The sequence below is a fragment of the Pseudomonas sp. NBRC 111119 genome (assembly GCF_001320125.1).
Classification (GTDB): domain Bacteria; phylum Pseudomonadota; class Gammaproteobacteria; order Pseudomonadales; family Pseudomonadaceae; genus Aquipseudomonas; species Aquipseudomonas parafulva.
Map to the genome: position 1 here is coordinate 1 of NZ_BCAV01000103.1, position 942 is coordinate 942.

Consider the following 942-nt stretch of genomic DNA (forward strand, 5'->3'; position numbering starts at 1 on the left):
CGAGCGCGCATCGGACAAGGGCAAGATCGTTCATCTCGAAGAGGAAGTTGCGCTGTTGCGCCAGCGCCTGTTCGGGCGCAAGACCGAGCAGACAGGCGATGCGGCGACGCCACAGTTGCCGCTCTTCGACGAAGCGGAAAGCCTGGCAGAACCCTTGGATGAGGCTGGCGACGAAGAAGTCGTTGCACCGACCAAGCGCCGTGGTAAACGCAAACCACTGCCGGCTGATTTGCCGCGTATCGAGGTTGTCCACGAACTGCCCGAGCATGAGCTGACGTGCGCTTGTGGCTGCCGCAAACATGCCATTGGTGAAGAGGTCAGCGAACAGCTTGAAATCGTCCCGATGCAGATTCGCGTCATCAAACATGTTCGCAAGGTGTATGGCTGCCGCGACTGCGAGTCAGCGCCTGTAACGGCGGACAAGCCTGCCCAGGTGATCGAGAAGAGCATGGCTAGCCCAAGTGTGCTGGCCATGCTGCTCACCACCAAATATGTAGACGGCTTACCGCTTCATCGCTTCGAAAAAGTGTTGGGGCGTCACGGTATCGATATCCCGCGCCAAACCCTGGCACGCTGGGTGATTCAATGCAGCGAGCACTTCCAACCGCTGCTGAATCTGATGCGCGAAAGCCTGTTGAGCAGTCGGATCATCCACTGTGATGAAACACGTGTGCAGGTATTGAAAGAGCCTGGCCGTGAGCCCAGTAGCCAATCCTGGATGTGGGTACAAACCGGCGGCCCACCTGATCGGCCAGTGATCCTTTTCGACTACGCCACCAGCCGAGCGCAGGAAGTGCCGACGCGCCTGCTGGATGGCTATCGCGGTTATGTCATGACCGACGACTACGCCGGTTACAACGCGCTGGCTGCACAGGACGGCGTGGAGCGGTTGGGCTGCTGGGCGCACGCACGTCGTAAGTTCGTCGAAGCGCAGAAAGTGCA

The 942-nt window shown here is 59.3% G+C and carries 1 pseudogene; it reads left to right on the forward strand.

What is annotated here, in order from left to right:
• Nucleotides 1-942 (forward strand): annotated as a pseudogene (locus APH25_RS24750) (IS66-like element ISPpu13 family transposase); the annotation flags it as partial.